This window comes from Mesorhizobium sp. WSM4850 (assembly GCF_055811735.1).
The window spans coordinates 80,453-95,318 of sequence record NZ_JBVVPV010000024.1; the positions used below are offsets into that span (position 1 = coordinate 80,453).

At 63.3% G+C, this 14,866-nt stretch carries 15 protein-coding genes; 6 read left to right on the plus strand and 9 right to left on the minus strand.

Annotated features, from left to right (window positions below; translation table 11 throughout):
* The first annotated feature begins 16 nt into the window (after positions 1-16).
* The 4 genes from AC0L2Z_RS21625 to AC0L2Z_RS21640 all read left to right on the plus strand — a co-directional run bounded on the left by AC0L2Z_RS21625 (position 17) and on the right by AC0L2Z_RS21640 (position 3,887).
* Complete coding sequence (locus AC0L2Z_RS21625) at positions 17-1,687, plus strand: nitrite/sulfite reductase (protein WP_473535415.1); 1,671 nt, start codon at positions 17-19, stop codon at positions 1,685-1,687.
* Entirely contained in the window at positions 1,662-2,426 is a 765-nt protein-coding gene (locus AC0L2Z_RS21630) for a phosphoadenylyl-sulfate reductase (RefSeq protein WP_473535414.1), read from the plus strand. Before AC0L2Z_RS21625 ends, AC0L2Z_RS21630 begins: the two co-directional genes overlap by 26 nt.
* A gap of 167 nt (positions 2,427-2,593) precedes the next feature.
* Positions 2,594-3,130 (plus strand): DUF934 domain-containing protein, encoded by a 537-nt coding sequence (locus AC0L2Z_RS21635; protein WP_023797427.1) that lies wholly within the window; start codon positions 2,594-2,596, stop codon positions 3,128-3,130.
* 136 nt (positions 3,131-3,266) lie between these two features.
* Complete coding sequence (locus AC0L2Z_RS21640) at positions 3,267-3,887, plus strand: DJ-1/PfpI family protein (RefSeq protein ID WP_473629263.1); 621 nt, start codon at positions 3,267-3,269, stop codon at positions 3,885-3,887.
* A gap of 140 nt (positions 3,888-4,027) precedes the next feature.
* On the opposite strand, the gene AC0L2Z_RS21645 is transcribed toward AC0L2Z_RS21640, so the two are convergent.
* Positions 4,028-5,050 carry a fatty acid desaturase gene (locus AC0L2Z_RS21645; RefSeq protein ID WP_023797429.1) on the minus strand — a complete coding sequence of 341 codons (1,023 nt, stop codon included), beginning with the start codon at positions 5,048-5,050 and terminating at the stop codon, positions 4,028-4,030.
* A 134-nt stretch (positions 5,051-5,184) separates the two neighbouring features.
* Positions 5,185-5,418: a hypothetical protein gene (locus AC0L2Z_RS21650; protein WP_473629264.1), complete on the minus strand. Its 234-nt coding sequence runs from the start codon at positions 5,416-5,418 to the stop codon at positions 5,185-5,187.
* A 239-nt stretch (positions 5,419-5,657) separates the two neighbouring features.
* Between AC0L2Z_RS21650 and grpE the strand changes: the two genes are divergently transcribed.
* Together grpE and AC0L2Z_RS21660 are read left to right on the plus strand one after the other, a co-directional pair.
* Complete coding sequence (grpE, locus tag AC0L2Z_RS21655) at positions 5,658-6,293, plus strand: nucleotide exchange factor GrpE (protein ID WP_091595557.1); 636 nt, start codon at positions 5,658-5,660, stop codon at positions 6,291-6,293.
* A gap of 119 nt (positions 6,294-6,412) precedes the next feature.
* Entirely contained in the window at positions 6,413-7,045 is a 633-nt protein-coding gene (locus AC0L2Z_RS21660; RefSeq protein WP_023797432.1) for a trimeric intracellular cation channel family protein, read from the plus strand.
* Between the two features lie 86 nt (positions 7,046-7,131).
* Here the strand turns inward: AC0L2Z_RS21660 and olsB are convergent, their stop codons facing one another.
* From olsB to AC0L2Z_RS21695, 7 genes are all read right to left on the minus strand, one after another.
* Positions 7,132-8,019, minus strand: coding sequence for a l-ornithine N(alpha)-acyltransferase (gene olsB, locus AC0L2Z_RS21665; RefSeq protein ID WP_084833614.1), 888 nt, complete (start codon positions 8,017-8,019; stop codon positions 7,132-7,134).
* 165 nt (positions 8,020-8,184) lie between these two features.
* Positions 8,185-10,473 (minus strand): ATP-binding protein, encoded by a 2,289-nt coding sequence (locus AC0L2Z_RS21670; protein ID WP_128171075.1) that lies wholly within the window; start codon positions 10,471-10,473, stop codon positions 8,185-8,187.
* 204 nt (positions 10,474-10,677) lie between these two features.
* Positions 10,678-11,667 carry an acrylyl-CoA reductase (NADPH) gene (gene acuI, locus AC0L2Z_RS21675; RefSeq protein WP_027153069.1) on the minus strand — a complete coding sequence of 330 codons (990 nt, stop codon included), beginning with the start codon at positions 11,665-11,667 and terminating at the stop codon, positions 10,678-10,680.
* A 53-nt stretch (positions 11,668-11,720) separates the two neighbouring features.
* A complete protein-coding gene (lspA, locus tag AC0L2Z_RS21680; RefSeq protein WP_287260459.1) occupies positions 11,721-12,233 on the minus strand; it encodes a signal peptidase II in 513 nt (170 codons plus the stop codon).
* A gap of 2 nt (positions 12,234-12,235) precedes the next feature.
* Positions 12,236-13,087, minus strand: a complete 852-nt coding sequence (locus AC0L2Z_RS21685; protein ID WP_128171077.1) for a TrmH family RNA methyltransferase — start codon at positions 13,085-13,087, stop codon at positions 12,236-12,238.
* The gene (locus AC0L2Z_RS21690) at positions 13,088-14,125 is read right to left on the minus strand and encodes an RsmD family RNA methyltransferase (RefSeq protein WP_128171078.1); all 1,038 of its coding nucleotides are present in this window, start codon (positions 14,123-14,125) and stop codon (positions 13,088-13,090) included.
* Positions 14,126-14,214: 89 nt separating this feature from the next.
* Positions 14,215-14,700, minus strand: coding sequence for a DUF1772 domain-containing protein (locus AC0L2Z_RS21695; protein ID WP_128171079.1), 486 nt, complete (start codon positions 14,698-14,700; stop codon positions 14,215-14,217).
* Positions 14,701-14,866: the final 166 nt, after the last annotated feature.

Consider the following 14,866-nt stretch of genomic DNA (forward strand, 5'->3'; position numbering starts at 1 on the left):
CCCGGAAAGACCAGACATGTACCGTTACGATGAGTTCGATCACGATTTCGTCCAGGCCCGCGTCGCCGAGTTCAGCGATCAGGTCGCGCGGCGGCTTGCCGGCGAGATCACCGAGGATCAGTTCCGGCCGCTGCGGCTGATGAATGGCGTCTACCTGCAGTTGCACGCCTACATGCTGCGCATCGCGGTGCCTTACGGCACGCTGAACAGCAAGCAGTTGCGCATGCTTGGCCACATCGCCCGCAAATACGACAAGGGCTACGGCCATTTCACGACGCGCCAGAACATCCAGTTCAACTGGCCGGCGCTGTCGGACATTCCGGCGATCCTGGCCGATCTGGCGAGCGTCGAGATGCACGCCATCCAGACCAGCGGCAACTGCATCCGCAACGTCACCGCCGACCATTTTGCCGGTGCCGCCGCCGACGAGGTGGCCGATCCGCGTCCTTATGCGGAAATCCTGCGCCAATGGTCGTCGGTGCATCCGGAATTCTCGTTCCTGCCGAGAAAATTCAAGATCGCGGTGACCGGCGCGGAGCGCGACCGCGCCGCCATCCAGACGCATGACATCGGCCTGCATTTGAAGAAGAACGCTGCCGGCGAACTCGGTTTCGCCGTCTATGTCGGCGGCGGCCAGGGCCGTACGCCGATGATCGCCAAGAAGATCCGCGACTTCCTGCCCGAGGCCGACCTTCTGTCCTATTGCACGGCGATCCTGCGCGTTTACAACCTCTACGGCCGCCGCGACAACAAATACAAGGCGCGCATCAAGATCCTCGTCCACGAGACCGGCGTCGAGGAGATCACCCGCCAGGTCGAGGCCGAATGGCAGGAGCTGAAGGATGCGGATCTAAAACTGCCGGAAGCCGACATCCGCGCCATCGATGCCTATTTCGCGCCGCCGGCGCTGGTCGATCGGCCGGAAGGCGACGAGGCCGTCAAGCTCGCCCGCCTCGATTCGAAGAGCTTTTCGGAGTGGCTCGACCAGAACGTGGTGACCCACCGTCACCCCGATTATGCCGCCGTGACCATCTCGCTCAAGGCCATTGGCGAAGCGCCGGGCGACGCCTCCGACAGCCAGATGGAAGCGGTCGCCGACCTTGCCGAAAAATATGCTTTCGACGAGCTGCGCGTCAGCCATGAGCAGAACCTGATCCTGCCGCATGTCGCGCGGGCCGACCTCAAGGCGGTCTATGACGCGCTGGTCGACATCGGACTGGCGACCGCCAATTCCAACCTGATATCAGACATCATCTCGTGCCCGGGCCTCGACTATTGCGCGCTGGCCACGGCGCGCTCGATTCCGGTGGCGCAGGAAATCTCGCGTCGTTTCGCTTCGCTCGAGCGTCAGCGCGAGATCGGCGAATTGAAGCTGAAGATTTCCGGCTGCATCAATGCCTGCGGCCATCACCATGTCGGCCATATCGGCATCCTCGGCGTCGAGAAGAAGGGCGCCGAACTCTACCAGGTCACGCTCGGCGGCTCGGCCGACGAGAACACCTCGGTCGGCGAGATCATCGGCCGCGGCTTCAGCTCGGCAGAGATCACCGACGCCATCGAGCAGATCGTCGAGACCTATCTCGGCCTCCGGCTCGACAGAAACGAAAAATTCATCGACGCCTACCGCCGTGTCGGTCCCGCGCCGTTCAAGGAGGCGCTCTATGCTGGCGAAGCCAAGGCCGCTTGATCGTATCGTCGACGTCGAGGCCGGCATCGCCGCCGAAGCGGCGGGGCTCGATGCGCTCTATGGTCATCTGAAGCCGCTGGAGATCATCGAGCGGTCGGCCCGGGAATTCTTTCAAGGTGAAATCGCCGCAGTTTCGTCGTTCGGGGCGGATTCTGCAGTGCTTCTGCACATGATCGCCAAGATCGACCGGACGCTGCCGGTCATCTTCCTCGACACCGGCAAGCACTTCGAGGAGACGCTTGGCTATCGCGACGCGCTGGTTGCCGATTTCGGGCTGACCGATATAAGGGTGATCATGCCCGAAGAAGCGGCGCTCGAACGGATCGATCCGGCCGGTAATCTGAACGAAACCGACACCGACGCCTGCTGCGAGGTCCGCAAGGTCGAGCCGCTGGCGCGCGGCGTCGAGCCGTTCCGCGCTTGGTTCACCGGCCGCAAGCGTTTTCAGGCGACGACGCGGGCATCTCTGCCGGTGTTCGAGGCGGTCGGATCGCGCATTCGCATCAATCCGCTGGCGCATTGGACGACATCAGACCAGGCTAACTATATGCGCGCGCATGCGCTGCGTGAGAATCCGCTGGTCGCCTATGGCTATCTCTCGATAGGCTGCTTCCCGTGCACGCAGCCGGTGCAGCCGGGCGAGGATGCACGCAGCGGGCGCTGGGTGGGGCACGCCAAGACAGAGTGCGGCATCCATTTGTCGGGGCTGGAGAAGTCGCTGACCGACGCATCGCTTTAGGGTATGTCGATATTCAGGTGAGGCTGGCCTGCGAATGGCGGCACGTACCCAAAGTACGCTCCGCTCCGGTTCTCGGAAGCCACCATTCTCGGCTCGGCCTGTCCTGAATCTCAACACACCCTCGAGCGTTTTCAACTTTAGAATTTTGTGGACTTGGGAATTTCTCGATGAGTGAATCGATAGTGAAAAACGCCACCCGCCTCTGGACCCCGACAGGTTTTAGCGAGGACGAGTGGAGTCATGCCGAGAGCGCCGACGCACTGTCCGGCAATGGCCGCTTCATCCTGCCGCTGCAGGTGTTTCTCGACCTCGATCCGGCGGTGCGCCGGTCGGCGAAGGAGCGCCTCGGCGTGCTGCTTCAGCCCGGCGATCAGCTCGAAAAGATCGCGGACCTGCTCGACCAGATATCGCTGGTGGCGCTGGCCTTCCCGGCTTTCAGTGACGGCCGCTCCTTCTCCAAGGGCGAACTGCTGCGCAGCCGCTACCGTTTCGAGGGCGCGGTCCGCGCCACCGGACAGGTTCTGGTCGACCAGCTTCCGCATATGCTGCGCCTCGGCTTCGACGAGTTCGAAGTATCAAATCCAGTGTTGCTGAAACGGCTCGAGGAAGGCCGCACCGGCGGTCTGCCGCTGTCCTACCAGCCGACCGTGAAGCCGGAGGCCAAAGGCCCCAAATATTCCTGGCGGCGGGTGCGCACCGGTTGATCTCCCCACCGAGCAAGTCGCATCTGGTCGGACCACTTTGCCGATTCAATCTTTTATTTTCGGCATCCCGCCCCTTAAGATACGGCCTATTATTTCGTGATCCGAAATAAATTCGCCACCAAGGGAGGAACCGGGAATGGCTGGTAAGAAGATATTGATGCTCGTTGGCGAGTTCAGCGAGGAATACGAGATTTTCGTCTTTGAACAGGCCATGCATGCGGTCGGCCACACCGTGCATGTCGTGTGTCCCGACAAGAAGGCAGGCGATATCCTGAAGACGTCGCTGCACGACTTCGAGGGTCACCAGACCTATACGGAAAAGCTCGGCCACGACTACATCCTCAACAAGACGTTTTCCAAGGTCAATCCGGCTGAATACGATGCCGTCTATGCGGCAGGCGGGCGCGGGCCGGAATATATCCGCATCGACAAGCGCGTGCAGGCGCTGGTGCGGCATTTCCACGAGACCGGCAAGCCGATCTTCACCATTTGCCACGGCGCGCAGATCCTGATGGCGGTCGACGGCGTGCTGCGTGGCAGGGAAGTCGCGGCGCTGCAGTATTGCGAGCCGGAAGTCACGCTCGCTGGCGGCACCTACATCGATGTCGCGCCGACCGGCGCCCATGTCGACGGCAATCTGGTGTCGGCCAAGGGCTGGCCGGGGCTGGCCGCCTTCATGCGCGAATGCCTGAAAGTGCTTGGCACCGAGATCCGCCACGGCGAGATCCTGATGCGCGACGAACGCCAGGCGGCTTGAGTCGGGCCTTGGAAACCGCCGCACCAGTGGTGCGGCGGCTCTACAGCGCCGCGTCCTTTTGGGACGCGCAAAGGACGCTGTAGAACTTGATTCTGCGCATGATCCTTCCGAAAATCGATTTCGATTTTCGGGTGATGCTTTTACGCAGTCATCCGCGCTTCGCGAAACGACACCAGCTTGCTGCGGCTCTCATCCCACAGCGCCAGCTTGACGCAGCGCAGGCTGTCGAGAAGCGTGACGCGGCCGATTTCGCGCAGTTCCGGATAGTCCCTCAGGACCTCCTGGAGCCGATAGCACGGCACCTTGGCGGAGAGGTGATGCACGTGATGGACGCCGATATTGCCGGTGAACCAGTTCAGCACCGGCGGCAGGTCATAATAGGACGAGCCGTGCAGGGCCGCATGCTGGAACTCCCATTCGGAGTCCTTTGCCCACTCGGTCTCCTCGAACTGGTGCTGGACGTAGAACAGCCAGATGCCGGCGGAGCCGGCGAGAACGACGATGGGCAAGTGGACAACCAGGAACGCTTCGAGGCCGACGAACCAGATGAGGGCGGCGGCCGCAACCGCGATGGCCACGTTGGTGGCCATTGACGACACCCAGGGCGTGAGGCCGCCTCGCATCATGCCGACCGGCAGTCGCTGCTCAAAGATGAAAAGCCAAATGGGGCCGAGGCCGAACATGACGAGCGGATGGCGATAGAGACGATAGGCAAGGCGGCCCCGCCAGGACATTTGCCGATATTCGGCAACAGTCAGCGTCCTGATGTCGCCCGTGCCGCGCTCATCGAGGTTGCCGGCGCTGGCGTGATGGGTTGCGTGGGCACGCCGCCAGCAATCGTAAGGCGTCAAGGTCAGGATGCCCAGCCCGCGGCCGATCCAGTCGTCGGCGGTGCGATTGGCGAAGAACGAGCCGTGGCCGCAATCGTGCTGGATCATGAAGATCCGCACCAGAAAGCCGGCGGCCGGAAGGATGAGGATCAGGCCCCACCAATGGCCATAGGCATAGGCAGCCGAGGACAGTGCCCACAGCGTGGCAAAGGGGATGAGGGTGATGGCAAGTTCGACGGCGCTGCGCCGCCTGTCAGGTTTCTTGTAGCGCGCCAGGATCTTCAACCAGGCACGCTTGCTGTTCGCTACAGCTTCGGGGGAAATCATGTTCATCAGGAAGCATAGACGGGCCATTTCGTCGCCGCAAGCCAGGCATCACGCAAAGTTACTGCGGGTAATTGTCGCGCGACGCGCAAGCTGCGGCAAAAGGCATACCAATGGCGCGCAGCGACAGGCGTGTGTGTTGTCTATCGCCGGTTGCCACCGGCGGCTACGCTGCTTTCGATGCCGTCCAGGCGGTCAAGCAATTCCCTGAAACGATCGGGAATGTCGTTCTCCGTCCGGAACGCCGGCAACGCGCGCAGAAAGTGCATCGTTGCCTCGGTGCCGAACTGGCGCCTGATGCCGGCCGCCAGCCTTTCACGTCTTTCGTCATCGTTGGGGGCGCCAGTCTTACGGTCACCGTCGTTGCGGGTCGCCATCTCAAAATCCTGTGTCGGTTTCGAAACTCTTCCAGCAGACGAATGGTTCCCCTATCGCAGCATCTTGGCAAGCAAAGCCGGTGGTTACAGTAAAATTTGAATTAATATCGAAAGGTCTCCATGATGCGTCGTCAAAAGCGCGAGCGGCCTGTCCAGTATCGCTTGCCCCTTGATTTTTGGCCGCCAAACCTCGATATCGGGCACAAAATCCACATCATTTGAAATGACGGGAAACGGCGATGAGCGACCAGGCAAAAGACGAACGCGCGCCCGATGAAGCCGAGACGGCCGGGGCTGCCACCGAACACACGCAAGGCAGCGCCGACGGCGACTATGAAGCGCTTGTGCGGCTGCTGAAGGAAAACGACGAGTTGAAGGACCGCGCGCTCCGCGTCGCAGCCGAGATGGAGAATCTGCGCCGCCGTACCGCCCGTGACGTGCACGATGCACGCGCCTATGCGGTTGCCAATTTCGCCCGTGACATGCTGTCGGTATCGGACAATCTGCGCCGCGCACTGGATGCGATCCCGGCTGAGTCCAAGGCGTCAGGTGATGCCGGTTTGAAGTCACTGATCGAGGGCGTCGAGCTCACCGAGCGCGCCATGCTATCGGCGCTCGAGCGGCACGGAGTGAAGAAGCTCGAGCCGGAAGGCGAGAAATTCGACCCGAATTTCCATCAGGCGATGTTCGAGGTGCCCAATCCGGAGGTGCCGGCCAACACGGTGGTCCAGGTCGTGCAGCCAGGCTATTCGATCGGTGAGCGGGTGTTGCGGCCGGCCATGGTCGGCGTTGCCAAGGGCGGTCCCAAGCATGTGGCAAGCGAAGCGCCGGTCGAGCCAGGGCCGGTGAATGAGCAAGCTGAGAAGGATGCGTAAGTTAAGGGAATAGGGCAGTAGGAGCAGTAGGGGCAGTAGGGTAAAGGAGCCGTACCAATCGTACGGCTTCGTGCTATTCATACAGCCCTATTCACCCGCTCTCCTACTCCGCTATGCCCTTGAACCCGATCGAGCTTCTCGACTATGCCGGTGTCGCCGTCTTCGCGGCGACCGGTGCGCTGGCCGCTTCGCGCAAGCAGCTCGACATCATCGGCTTTCTGTTCCTGGCCAGCGTCACCGGCATCGGCGGTGGCACGTTTCGTGACGTCATCCTCAATCTGCCGGTCTTCTGGGTTACCAACTCTGGCTATGTGCTGATCTGCGCGGTGGTGGCGATGCTTGTCTTTTTCGGGGCGCACCGTCTCGAATCCCGCTGGAAATTACTGCTCTGGCTCGACGCCGTCGGCCTCGCCGCGTTTTCGGTGATGGGTGCCGCCAAGGGCCTGGCCATCACCGGCTCGCCGGTCGTGTCCGTTGTTACCGGCGTGCTCACCGCCACGTTCGGCGGGATCTTGCGCGACCTGCTGGCCGGTGAGGCTTCGGTGCTCTTGAGACCAGAAATCTATGTCACCGCCGCCCTTGCGGGCGCCATCCTGTTTACAACAGGCGATCTCGCCGGACTGCCGCCGCTCGCCTCGGGCCTGGTGGGCTTCATAGCCGCTTTCTGCGTGCGTGGCGGCGCGCTTAAGTTCGGCTGGGCCTTTCCGTCCTACAAGAGCCGGCCCGGCCGGCGGCCGGAAGATATTCCGTGAAATGAGGGCGAGTAGCGAATAGGGACAACGATCCGCAGGCGGAACTCCCACTACTCGCTACTCCCTATTCGCTACTCATTGGAATCTCAGGCGGCGAAGCGCTGGGCTTCCCCGCCATAATAGCTGACGTAGCGGGCGCCGATCTCCTTGACCGGCATCACCACGAACACGTCGACCGTCGAGAATTCGCGGTCGATGACGCAGCCGTCGCCGATGCGCGCGCCGACGCGCAGATAGCCCTTGACCAGCGGTGGCATCGCCGCGATCGCGGCCTTGGCGTTGACCGCCTCGATCGGCATCAAATCCATGGAACAGTAGCGGCCGGCGACGGCGCGCACGTCCCAGGCCGAATTCGTCCGGCAGTGATGGGCGAGATAGGTCAGCGCTTCGGCGTGTGCCGCCGGCACGGTGCCGGGGAACGAGGCGCAACCGGTCATCACGCCGATCCCATAATGGTTGATATAGGCCCAGATACCTTGCCAGAGCGCCTCGATGGTGCGCTTCGAGCGGTATTCCGGCAAGACGCAGGAGCGGCCGAGCTCGAGGAAACGCTGGCCGGGATGGCGGGCGATAAGATTGGTCAGCTCAAACTCGCCCTCGGAATAGAAGCCGCCGGCCGCTGCCGCGATCTCCTGCCGCAACAGGCGGTAGGTGCCGACAATGCGGCGATGCTCGGGACCGGACAGCGAGGTGTCGAAGACGAGCAGATGATCACAGAGCGGATCAAAATGGTCGGCGTCGCGGCGGTCCTGCACCTGAAACAGGGTTTTCTTGGCGCCGAGCTCGTCATAGAACACCCGGTAGCGCACTTCCTGCGCGGCGGCGATCTCGGCCTCGTTGCGTGCGAGCCGCACTTCGAGGTTGCCGATACGGCCAAGCGCTTCGCCTTTTATGACAGCATCGACGTTGCGCCCGGTGAGCAAAGCACCCCTGGCGTTCGGCCGAGCGTCACATTCCGGCATAACTGTATGCACGAGTGATTCTCCTTCGAGCCATCCCTCTTGGCACGGGGATACGGCGTAGGTGCAACAGGATTGTGACAGTACCGTGATACGGCCCTGCCGGCAATACTTCGTCGGCTGGGCAACCCTTCAACCGGCTATGTTCTGCAGGTAAGCCAGGCAAGGACAGCCGGCGGATCAAGCGGCCACGTGACCCTCGACCGCATGGACAAGCGCGTCGGGGTCGAGCGGCTTGGTGACGAAGCCGCTGGCGCCATGGGCGAGCACTGCGTGGCGGGTCGTTTCCTGACTGTCCGCCGACAGCACCATGATCGGAACCGGCGACACGGCGGTTTCCTCCTCGTGCCGGCGGATGGCGGCGATCGCGTCCAGCCCGTCCATGACAGGCATGTGCAGGTCCATCAGCACCACGTCGAAGCGGTATTTGTGGTCGGTGCCGGTGATGGCCTCGACGGCGGCCTTGCCGTTGCCGACCAGTTTCACGCGATGCCCGGCCTTTAGCAGCGTGGCACGGGCAAGCATGGCGTTGATGTCGTTATCCTCGGCGATCAGCACGGAGAGGCCCCGCCGCCGGCCGCCAATGGCGCGGGCGGTTGGTGCGCCGCGCTTTTCCGGCTGCGGCTGGGTGAGGGCAGGCACGCTGCTGGTCAAAAGCACGCGAAGCAACGTTTCGCCACGCACCGGCCTTGCCAGAAAGGTGGCGTAGCCGCTGGCGCGGAACTCGCCCAGCATGCCGCGGTCGGTTGGCGCGATCAGTGTGATCGCCTCGCAATCGGCAAAGCCGCTCTGGCGAAGGCGCTTGAGCAACCTGCCGTCGCCTTCCTCCATGGCCGCATCGACCAAAAGCGCGTCGCAGCCTTCGGCGAAGGACGCTGCCTGGGCGGCGGTGGTGGCCAGATCGACCTTGCCGCCATTGGCGCGGATGGTGCGGGCGATGGCGTCGGCCTCGATGGCGTTCTTCGACAGGATCACGGCGCGCCGCCCTGACAGCGCATCCCGACGGCTCTGCGGCGGCTCGGTGGCCGAGATTGCAGGGATTTCGAAGACGAATTCCGAACCCTGGCCGAGCTGGCTCGACACCGAGATCGTGCCGCCCATGGCGATCACCAGGCGCCTGGAGATGGCAAGACCGAGCCCGGCGCCGCCATGCGCGCGAGTCGACGTGCCGTCAGCCTGTTCGAATTCCTCGAAGATGCGCTCCAGGTCGTCCTCGTGCAGGCCGGGACCGGTGTCGGTGACGGTGAAGCATATGCGGTCGGTGGTTTCGGTGCGGGCACGAGCGATGCTCACCAACACGCCGCCGCTGTCGGTGAACTTGATGGCGTTGCCGATGAGGTTGAGCAGCACCTGCCTGACCCTTCCAGGATCGGCTGATATCATCTGCGGCACGTCGGGTTCGACATGGCAGCCAAGGCCGATGTTCTTGGCGAAGGCACGCGCCGCCAGGAGTTCTACGATGTTGTCGGCGATCTCGCGCACCGACATTGGCTGCGGTTCGGGATCGAAGCGGCCGGCCTCGATCTTGGAATAGTCGAGCAGGTCCTCGATCAGCGCCAGCAGCGCGCTGGCCGAGGTCGAGATGGCGCCGACATAGGTCCGTTGTTGCGGCGAGAGCCCGGTGTCCGCCAGCAGCTTGGCCATGCCCATGATGCCGTTCATCGGCGTGCGGATCTCGTGGCTGACGGTGGCGAGGAAGCGCGATTTGGCCTGGCTTGCATATTCGGCTCGCTCGCGGGCGGTGATCAGCGACGTTTCGGCGTGCTTGCGGGCGGTAATGTCGCGGGCGATGGCGCGATGCGAGACAGCGCCGCTCTCCTTGTCGCGCACGGACAGTTCGATCCATGAGAACCAGCGCGGGCCGCTCGGTGTTCTAATGGCGACGTCGGTGGAGCTCAGGCATTCATGGTCGGAAAAAGCGGCATCGGGAACTATGCCGACGTCGATGCCGAGGTCGGCCAGGGCCTTGCCGGCAAGGTCGCGCTGGTCGGCTCCGACAAGCTCGGCGAAAACCTTGTTGGCATAGACGATGTGGGCGTCACGGTCGCGATGGACGACGAGATCGCCAAGCGCGTCGATCAGCCCGCGAAAGCGTTCCTCGCTCTCCTGCATCTCCCACACGCGGTCGGCCAGGCTCTCAACCTCGGCGCGGCTGCGCGCTGCGGTCTCGCCAAGCAGCGCAACCGTGCGGCGCGCCGTGCGCCTGGCACGCAGATGCACGGCAAGGCCTGCCATGCCAGTCGACAAAAGCCCGACGGTGATGAAGATCGGCGCGCCGGTCAGATGCGACAGGCCCGCCAGCACGACGATGGCGACGAGCATCAGGAACGGCAGGCCTTCGCGATTGGCGGCGGGCAATTCAGGCGCCAGTGGCGGCGCCGCGATATGCTGCCGGCTTGGCGCCTCCGGGCCGATCCCGTCGACGTTTTCGGCGCTCTCTGTTTCTCTGATGCCGGATTCCGTGACCATGCGGAAACCCTTGCCAGACAGAGATTATGGAAAATTACCGCGGATCGTTCGAATTTTAGCGGTCGCGCGGTTTTTTCCTCTCCGCTCCTGAAGCGCATCGCGTTTGGCCGGCCTCATGCGAGGCGCTTCACCGCTGCACACCCTGGGTCAGGCCCGAGGGCATGCTTTTGCTCGACATGCATTAAAAATCGGAGAAGGAAGAGCTCACATGTCCACCACCACGCGACCGCGGACCTTGCCCTCGACGATATCGTGCGCGGCGTCGATGATGCCATCGAAGCCAATGGTCGTGGACAGGTTGGCGAGCTTCTGGAGGTCGAGGTCCGTGCCGATGCGGCGCCACGCCTCCATGCGGACCGTTTTTGGCGCCATCACCGAATCGATGCCGAGCAGACAAACGCCGCGCAGGATGAACGGGGCGACGCTCGTCGGCAGATCCATGCCGCCGGCCAGGCCGCAGGCGGCGACGGCGCCGCCATAGGAGGTCATCGAAAGGACATTGGCCAGGGTGTGACTGCCGACCGCGTCGACGCCGCCGGCCCAGCGTTCCTTGGCGAGCGGCTTTGCCGGCTGGGCAAGCTCGTCGCGCGAAATCACCTCCGAAGCACCCAGGTCGGTCAGGTAGGAACTTTCAGCGCTGCGGCCGGTCGAGGCGACGACGTGATAGCCGAGGCTGGACAGAATCGAAACCGCGACCGAGCCGACGCCGCCGGCCGCGCCCGTCACCACGACGGGGCCGCGTTCCGGCACGATGCCGTGCCGTTCCAGCGCGATAACGCAAAGCATGGCGGTGTAACCTGCCGTGCCGACCGCCATCGCATCATGCGGGCTCATGCCCTGGGGCAGCGGCACCAGCCAGTCGCCCTTGACACGGGCGCGCTCAGCATAGGCGCCAAAATGCGTCTCGCCGACGCCCCAGCCGTTCAATATGACCTTGTCCCCCGTGCGCCAGTCGGCATGGGAGGACGAGATCACGGTGCCGGCGAAATCAATGCCCGGCACCAGCGGCCAGCGGCGGATCACCGGCGCCTTGCCGGATATGGCGAGGCCGTCCTTGTAGTTCACCGTCGTCGCCTCGACGGCGACGGTGACGTCGCCTTCCATTAGGTCGGCTTCGGTAAGGTCGGTGATCGCGACCGACTGCTTCTTCTCGGCGTCGCGCGAAACGAGGATGGCTTTGAAGGTTTCGGGCATGTCTTCTCCTCGGGCTTCTTGAATGGGACACTGTATGGCGGCAGAAGGCCAGGTCAATCGCTTGAGGGCTTGGCCTCACGCCGCCAACCAATGAGTTCGTCGAGGACGACCACCACCGCGCCGACCGCGATGAAGGCGTCGGCGAGGTTGAAGATGGCGAAGGACCATATTGGGGTGTGAAACAGGATATAGTCGATCACGTGACCATAGGTAACCCGGTCGAACAGATTGCCGAGCGCGCCGCCGACGATCAGCGCAAAGCCGATGCGGGTAAGCACGTGGCTGGGCGGAGTGCGGGCCGCGAGATAGAGCACGAAAGCGACGACGAAAGCGGCGATGACCACCAGGCCCGTGTCACCGAAGGACGAAAACATCGAGAAGGCGATGCCGGTGTTGTAGGTGCGATACAATGCCAGGAACGGGACAAGATCGACCTTTTCCTGAAAAGGGAGGCCGGTCTCGACCAGATATTTCACCCACTGGTCGAGCGTCACCGCGGCGGCGACCAGCACGACGTAGGGCAACCAGGATTTTGCCGTTTGGGATTTCACCGTTCGGGATGTCACGGTCAGGCGCCCTCCGGGGCAAGTTTCAGCACGCCGCGCCGGATCTCGAACAGCATGATGCCGGTGGCCACCGCGAGATTGAGCGAATCGGCCCGACCGGACTGTGGAATCCGCAGCAATCTGTCGCAGCTTTCGGCCAGGCTTTCGGGCAGGCCCTGCTGTTCGTTGCCCATCATCAGCAGCACCGGGCCTTTGGAAAAGTCGACCGAACGGTAATCGACCGCACCCTTCAGATGTGTGCCGGCAACAAGGCCAGGAAAGCTTTTTCGCCACGCAAGGAAGGCCTCCGGCGTCGCCTTGGTGACCGGCACGGCGAATATCGAGCCCATCGTGGCGCGCACGGTCTCGACGGAAAAAGGATCGGTGGTCTCGCCGACCAGGATGATGCCCTTGGCGCCAACGGCATCGACGGTGCGGATGACGGTACCGAGATTGCCGGGATCGCGCACGCGGTCCAGCGCCACCCAGACATCGCCGTCTTGAGCGCGGATGTCCTTCAGCGGCAGGAACTTTTGCGAAAAAACGCCGACCACCATTTGCGGGTTGTCGCGGCGGGTGATGGCGACGAGCACTTTTTCCGAAACTTCGAGCACGGTGCCGCCGGCGGCAACCGTGCGTGCCGCGACCTTTTCGACCGCCGCGTTGCCGCGTCCGGCTTTGGCGAAGACCAGCGTCCGGATCGACCACCCGAGGTCGAGCGCGTCGATGACCAGCTTCAGCCCCTCGGCCATGAATGCGTTCTGCTGGTCGCGGTATTTCTTCAGCGAGAGCGCCTTGATGTCCTTGATCAACGGATTGGCAAGGCTGGTGACTTCCTTCACCTGCCCTGGCGCGCCGGCGTGCCGCTCGCTCATTCAGGCCACCCAGCGCGAAAACAGCGAGGTGGACAGCGCCCGGCCGGCGGATTTCTCGCGGATAATCAGTTCCCCGGATTCGACCGTGCCGCCCATGCCGGCAAAAGTGTCGCGCATCAAGGCATGGATGGCGAAGAAGGAAGCGCGGATCGAATAGGCGGTCAGCACGACAGCGAGCGGCTTCGGCGTCAGGACCGAGCGGCAGAGGTCGGTCAGAGCAGGCAGATCCTCGAACAATTGCCAGACCTCGCCCCTGGGGCCACGGCCATAGGCGGGCGGATCGAACAGGACGATGTCGTAACGGCTGCCACGGCGCTCCTCGCGCTCGGCGAATTTTAGGGCGTCGTCGACGATCCAACGGATCGGCTTTTGCGACAGGCCCGCAATCTCCTGGTTCTCCCTGGCCCAGCCGATCGCCTTCTTGGAAGCATCGACATGGGTGACCTCGGCGCCGGCGCGCGCCGCCACCAGCGAGGCAAGGCCGGTATAGCCGAACAGATTCAGCACTTTGACCGGCCGCTTCGCCGCCGCGATCAGCCCGGCCATGTGATCCCAGTGCGAGGCCTGCTCGGGGAACACGCCGACATGGCGAAACGAGGTGAAGCGGCCGAGATAATCGATGCCGTCATGCTTCATTGGCCAGGTTTCGCCGAGCGGCGTCCTGGGGAAACGCCAGCGGCCGATGCCTTCCTCGTCGGTGTCGCCGGTGAAAATGGCGTCGGCGCGGTCCCAGTCTTTGGCCGGCAACGCTTTTTGCCAGATCGCCTGGCCTTCAGGCCGAACGATGCGATAGGGGCCGTACTGCTCGAGCTTCTGTCCGGCACCGCTGTCGAGCAACGCGTAGTCGGCGTTCGGCGCGACTTCGAGGATCAGCGGCAGGTGTTCGGCGGGCAGGGCGCCGTCGCGGCGGGAAAGGACGCGCGGCGCGGCTATCGGCTCGGTGCGGTTGCCCGATGCGCCGGTTCCGCGCGGTTCCGCCCCGCCCTTTGCGAGCTGATGCGAGCGGCTGTCGCGGCGTTTGTCGCGAAAAGGTTTCAAGAAGAGCATCTCCGGGCCGACGTGGCCCGCTTCTGCCACAGCACATTCACCGGCGCAATAAACGCAGTCGCTGGACATTCCCGAAACGGTCAGCCGCGCCTGATGAAGAGCAGGGCGGCAACCAGCGATATGAAGCCGACGGCCTTGAAGCCGGCGACGATCATATGGCCGGTTTCCCAACGCAGCCGGATCGCTTCGAAATTCTCCGGAATCGGCCCAGGCACCCAGGTGGCCAGAATATCGTTCGCCGGCTTGACGAGAGCAAACCACATCGCAAGAGACACCGCATAGAGTACGGCAGCGGCCAACGCGTACCAGAACGCCGGTCGGTCATTGCGCAGCATCCAAGCGAGCAGTCCCGGACAGCCGATCGCGGCCAGGTCCAGTGGCGCGCCAATGACGGCAAACAGCTGGAACTGGGCGTTGAAGACAGTCGTCTCGCGCCAGAGAGAAGGCGACCATTTCGTCAGCCGAGGAGCTGATTCCAGGACATGGGTGAAGGATGGTCCAAGGCTGAGCGCCGCGACAACGGCGGCCAAGATGGACCAGAACAACAGGAACCCGCGTATCTCCATAACGCCCGAACAACGGGGTGACGCCGGAGACGTTCCCCGTCGGAAGGGAGTAGGGCAGTAGGGCAGTAGGGCAGTAGGGCATAAAGCAGTAAGTGAATAGGGAAAGATGGCTTGCACGAAGCCGATCCAATGGTACGACTCCCCCTACTCCCCTACTCCCCTACTC

Coding starts and splice junctions, on each gene's coding strand:
- AC0L2Z_RS21625 (WP_473535415.1), top strand. CDS start 17: ATGTACCGTTACGATGAGTTCGATCACGATTTCGTCCAGGCCCGCGTC.
- AC0L2Z_RS21630 (WP_473535414.1), top strand. CDS start 1,662: ATGCTGGCGAAGCCAAGGCCGCTTGATCGTATCGTCGACGTCGAGGCC.
- AC0L2Z_RS21635 (WP_023797427.1), top strand. CDS start 2,594: ATGAGTGAATCGATAGTGAAAAACGCCACCCGCCTCTGGACCCCGACA.
- AC0L2Z_RS21640 (WP_473629263.1), top strand. CDS start 3,267: ATGGCTGGTAAGAAGATATTGATGCTCGTTGGCGAGTTCAGCGAGGAA.
- AC0L2Z_RS21645 (WP_023797429.1), bottom strand. CDS start 5,050: ATGAACATGATTTCCCCCGAAGCTGTAGCGAACAGCAAGCGTGCCTGG.
- AC0L2Z_RS21650 (WP_473629264.1), bottom strand. CDS start 5,418: ATGGCGACCCGCAACGACGGTGACCGTAAGACTGGCGCCCCCAACGAT.
- grpE (WP_091595557.1), top strand. CDS start 5,658: ATGAGCGACCAGGCAAAAGACGAACGCGCGCCCGATGAAGCCGAGACG.
- AC0L2Z_RS21670 (WP_128171075.1), bottom strand. CDS start 10,473: ATGGTCACGGAATCCGGCATCAGAGAAACAGAGAGCGCCGAAAACGTC.
- acuI (WP_027153069.1), bottom strand. CDS start 11,667: ATGCCCGAAACCTTCAAAGCCATCCTCGTTTCGCGCGACGCCGAGAAG.
- AC0L2Z_RS21685 (WP_128171077.1), bottom strand. CDS start 13,087: ATGAGCGAGCGGCACGCCGGCGCGCCAGGGCAGGTGAAGGAAGTCACC.
- AC0L2Z_RS21695 (WP_128171079.1), bottom strand. CDS start 14,700: ATGGAGATACGCGGGTTCCTGTTGTTCTGGTCCATCTTGGCCGCCGTT.